The sequence below is a fragment of the Nioella sp. genome (assembly GCF_964229645.1).
In the GTDB taxonomy this organism is placed as follows: Bacteria; Pseudomonadota; Alphaproteobacteria; order Rhodobacterales; family Rhodobacteraceae; genus Nioella.
On sequence record NZ_CAXREX010000202.1, the window covers coordinates 1 to 3,812 of the forward strand.

Below are 3,812 nucleotides of genomic sequence, written 5' to 3' on the forward strand. Positions count from 1 at the left end.
CGGGTCAGGCGGCCGATCGAGGGCAGGAAGTTGCGATAGGGGTCTTCCGCGTAAAGGCGGTTTTCGATCGCCCAACCGGTCAGCTTCACGTCGTCCTGGGTGATCGTCAGCGGCTCGCCCGCTGCGACACGGATCATCTGCTCCACCAGGTCCACACCGGTGATCAGTTCCGTCACCGGGTGTTCCACCTGCAAACGGGTGTTCATTTCGAGGAAGTAGAAATTCTTCTGCCCGTCGACGATGAATTCCACGGTGCCTGCACTGGTGTAGCCCACGGCCTTGGCCAGCGCCACGGCCTGTTCGCCCATGGCCTTGCGGGTCGCCTCGTCGAGGAAGGGAGAGGGCGCCTCTTCCACCACCTTCTGGTTGCGGCGCTGGATCGAGCACTCGCGCTCGCCCAGGTAGATGCCGTTGCCATGCGCGTCGCACAGCACCTGGATCTCGATATGGCGCGGCTGCGTGACGAATTTCTCGATGAAGATCCGGTCGTCGCCGAAGCTGTTGGCGGCCTCGTTCTTGGAGGACTGGAAGCCCTCGCGCGCCTCGGTGTCGTTCCAGGCGATCCGCATGCCCTTGCCGCCACCACCGGCGCTGGCCTTGATCATCACCGGGTAGCCGATCTCATTCGAGATCTTCACCGCTTCCTCGGCATCCTCGATCAGGCCCATGTAACCGGGCACTGTGGATACTTGTGCGTCCTGTGCAATCTTCTTCGAGGTGATCTTGTCACCCATGGCTTCGATCGCGCCGACGGGTGGGCCAACAAAGGCCACGCCGGCTGCATCAAGAGCTTCCGCGAACTTGCTGTTTTCCGACAGGAACCCGTAGCCGGGGTGAACCGCCTCGGCACCGGTGGCCTTGATCGCCGCCATCACCTTGTCGATGACGATATAGGACTGGTTCGCCGGCGGAGGTCCGATATGTACAGCCTCGTCCGCCATCTTCACATGCAGCGCATTCTTGTCCGCGTCCGAATAGATGGCGACCGTGGCGATCCCCATCTTCTTGGCGGTCTTCATCACGCGGCAGGCGATCTCGCCCCGGTTCGCGATCAGGATCTTGTTGAACATGGTCCCTTGTCCTCCTCTTACGCCCGGGCCGTCACGGCTGGCGTCGAAACGAAAAAGGACCGTGCGGGGCGGTCAGCCCCGTACGGTCCGGTCAAAGCGGGTGCGGGCCGCGCCGAGGCGGGGCCGCTATGGATCAGGTCAGTTGCAGACCGTGAGAACCTCGTCGCAGAGCGCGCCGACAGCGGCCCCTGCGATGACGCCGGTTGCGACGCTGCCGCCAACGGCATAGGCGCCCACGCCGCCGACAGCGGCGCCGACGGCCGCCCGGTCCAGATCGGTGCGCGCGAAGCAGCCCGACAGGCCTGCGACGGCGACCGCACAGAGTGCGAGTAGTTTGATGTTACGCATGTTGCTCGTGCCTCTTCCCTTATTGAGATTATGTGGCGTGATTCACCTTGAAAAAAAGACGGCCCGCCGTCAATGCCGACGGGCCGTTTTGAAGGGGAAGGGTAACACGTCACATTACCACCGGCCCGGTTGAAGCTGGGGACATAGGCCGGCACGAGGACGTTTGCACGGGCGGACGCGCCGCAGAAGCGGTTCCGGTCGCGCCGCGATTTTTGGGCGCGAAATCGCGCAATCGGACGGGGCGTAGGCAGGTTCATGCCGACCCCTCCCACACACCCGATCCGTCGAAGGCTTCGGGGAAGGACGCCCGGGCCCGCGCGACATCCAGTTGCAGCAGGGCCTCGTAATCCTCCGGGTCGAACGGGTCATCCAGCGTCACCACCTCGCGCCCCAGAAGCCAGGACAGCCGCCCCGCATCGAGGTTGCCCCGCTCGAAGGGCTCTTCGCCAAAGCACAGCCACAGCGCCTCGACGAAGGCCGCGTCGGCCCGGCGATCGGCCGGACGGCGATCGGCATAGCGTTCACGGGCAACAAGGGGCGTCGCCCCCTTCTTGTTCTCGCGCCGGATGGTGAAGTGATAGTCGGTGCCCGGAAGCCGGGACGGGAAGCCGCGATGCTTGATCATTGCCGGCCCTCCTTGTTGTTAAGGGCCGTGGCGGCGTGGGTCCGGGCAGGCAGAACCTGCCCGGAAACCAAAGCTTTAGTCGTATTTGTTGCTGTAAACCGGTTCAGCCTGGATCGGCTCGGGATCAATGATGATGATCTCTTCCGGTTCAGGGGCCGGGGCACAGGCGGACACGCCTGCGACCAGCCCGAGGGCCAGCAGCGCCTTGAGGAATTTGGACATCCTGCTCTCCTATCGTTTTTGACCCGGTCGGATTCTGCGCCAACCGGGGTCCCGGGAACGGCCATACACACGCGGCCATTTTTGATCATACCCGAAAGAGAGGCGAAATCGCAGCCGAAAGATGGCCGAATTGTGGCCTGTGTCAGGGCTGCATCAGCAAGATATCCACAGCAGGATTGGATCGCAACATATTGTGTATACATCAAAAATCCTCCCAGATGCAGGCGCCGTCCCGAAGACGGTATCCGGCGAAGGCCTGGGTCACGCCACGCGCGGGCTGGCCGCGCTCGACGCGCTCGCTCATCATCTGAACGACGATCTGGTCAGGCAGCGCTTCGGCCTCTGCGGCGGCCTCAAGCCCCCAGGTGCGGCACAAGAGGTCGGTATCGGCGGCCATCGTTTCGGCCCCGACCTGGCGCCCGGCCAGCTCCGGCGCGACCACCCGCAGGATCATCCAGCTTTCCCCGTCAGGCTGCGGCTCCACCAGGGTTTCGACCAGCTCGGCCGTCATGCCCGAGGGCAGCTCCAGCGCCTCGTCCTGGCAGGCGGCGACGCTCATCATCGCCATCATGGTCCCCGCAATCCTCATGCCGCGCCCCCGGCATAGGCGCGCCAGCGGGCGCGGTTTCGCGGGCAGGCCAATAGCCCCGCCACGGTGTTTTCGAGGCTCGCACGGGGGGCGGGGCCCTCGACCCGCCCGCCCGCGCGCAGCCTCAGCCCGTGGTCCTGCTCCTCAACATGAACCACGGGGGAAAAGCCGCGCACGTCCCTCAACGCGCGCCACATGTCCTGGCGGACCTGCTGCGCCAACCGCAGCTTTCCCATCGTTTCGAACTGTGCCTCGACGCCGAAATCGAACCGCGCGGGCAGGTGCCGCGCCAGCGTGAGCGTGCGGCCCTCGCGCAGGATATGCCACCCGCGGCGGCTCACCGCGCGTTCACCCGCTCAATGGTTCTGTGCGTGACCAGGCGCATCCTGCAATCCTTGAATGGGGTTCCCCCACCCGAGCCGCCGGCCGGACGACGGGTGGGGGAAAGACCCGAGAAAGAAGCTCAAAGGGGAATGTTGTCGTGCTTCTTCCACGGATTCTGGAGTTTCTTGCCCCGCAGCGAGGCGAAGGCGCGGCAGATCCGGCGGCGCGTGCTGCGCGGCTGGATCACCTCGTCGATGAAGCCGCGTTCGGCCGCCACGAAGGGGTTGGCGAAACGGTCTTCGTAATCCTTCGTATGCGCCGCGATCTTCTCGGCATCGCCCAGGTCGGCGCGGTGGATGATCTCGGTCGCGCCCTTGGCGCCCATCACCGCGATTTCCGCCGTCGGCCAGGCATAGTTGAAGTCGCCGCGCAGGTGCTTGGAGGCCATCACGTCATAAGCGCCGCCATAGGCCTTGCGGGTGATCACCGTCACCTTCGGCACCGTCGCTTCGCCATAGGCAAAGAGCAGCTTCGCGCCATGCTTGATGACACCGCCATATTCCTGGCTGGTGCCGGGCAGGAAGCCGGGCACATCCACCAGCGTCAGGATCGGGATCTCGAAGGCATCGCAGAA

The 3,812-nt window shown here is 64.7% G+C and carries 7 protein-coding genes; all 7 read right to left on the minus strand.

The annotated features are described in order from the left end of the window. Window positions 1–1,070, minus strand: a 1,070-nt coding sequence (locus ACEQXV_RS13640) for an acetyl/propionyl/methylcrotonyl-CoA carboxylase subunit alpha (RefSeq protein ID WP_370269663.1), incomplete at its 3' end; no start/stop codon positions are given. A 138-nt stretch (window positions 1,071–1,208) separates the two neighbouring features. Further along, window positions 1,209–1,418 (minus strand): hypothetical protein, encoded by a 210-nt coding sequence (locus tag ACEQXV_RS13645; RefSeq protein WP_370269664.1) that lies wholly within the window; start codon window positions 1,416–1,418, stop codon window positions 1,209–1,211. Between the two features lie 253 nt (window positions 1,419–1,671). Further along, complete coding sequence (locus tag ACEQXV_RS13650) at window positions 1,672–2,043, minus strand: hypothetical protein (protein ID WP_370269665.1); 372 nt, start codon at window positions 2,041–2,043, stop codon at window positions 1,672–1,674. Between the two features lie 75 nt (window positions 2,044–2,118). Continuing rightward, the gene (locus ACEQXV_RS13655; protein ID WP_370251698.1) at window positions 2,119–2,265 is read right to left on the minus strand and encodes a hypothetical protein; all 147 of its coding nucleotides are present in this window, start codon (window positions 2,263–2,265) and stop codon (window positions 2,119–2,121) included. Window positions 2,266–2,467: 202 nt separating this feature from the next. Then, the gene (locus ACEQXV_RS13660; RefSeq protein ID WP_370269666.1) at window positions 2,468–2,854 is read right to left on the minus strand and encodes a DUF6497 family protein; all 387 of its coding nucleotides are present in this window, start codon (window positions 2,852–2,854) and stop codon (window positions 2,468–2,470) included. After that, the gene (locus ACEQXV_RS13665; protein ID WP_370251696.1) at window positions 2,851–3,195 is read right to left on the minus strand and encodes a hypothetical protein; all 345 of its coding nucleotides are present in this window, start codon (window positions 3,193–3,195) and stop codon (window positions 2,851–2,853) included. The genes ACEQXV_RS13660 and ACEQXV_RS13665 overlap by 4 nt, the downstream gene beginning before the upstream one ends. 122 nt (window positions 3,196–3,317) lie before the next feature. Next, window positions 3,318–3,812: carboxyl transferase domain-containing protein (locus ACEQXV_RS13670; protein WP_370269668.1), on the minus strand; the 495-nt coding region annotated here is incomplete at its 5' end.

Excerpts from the sequence above, each read along its gene's own strand:
- ACEQXV_RS13660 (WP_370269666.1), bottom strand. The coding sequence starts at position 2,854 with ATGAGGATTGCGGGGACCATGATGGCGATGATGAGCGTCGCCGCCTGC.
- ACEQXV_RS13655 (WP_370251698.1), bottom strand. The coding sequence starts at position 2,265 with ATGTCCAAATTCCTCAAGGCGCTGCTGGCCCTCGGGCTGGTCGCAGGC.
- ACEQXV_RS13650 (WP_370269665.1), bottom strand. The coding sequence starts at position 2,043 with ATGATCAAGCATCGCGGCTTCCCGTCCCGGCTTCCGGGCACCGACTAT.
- ACEQXV_RS13645 (WP_370269664.1), bottom strand. The coding sequence starts at position 1,418 with ATGCGTAACATCAAACTACTCGCACTCTGTGCGGTCGCCGTCGCAGGC.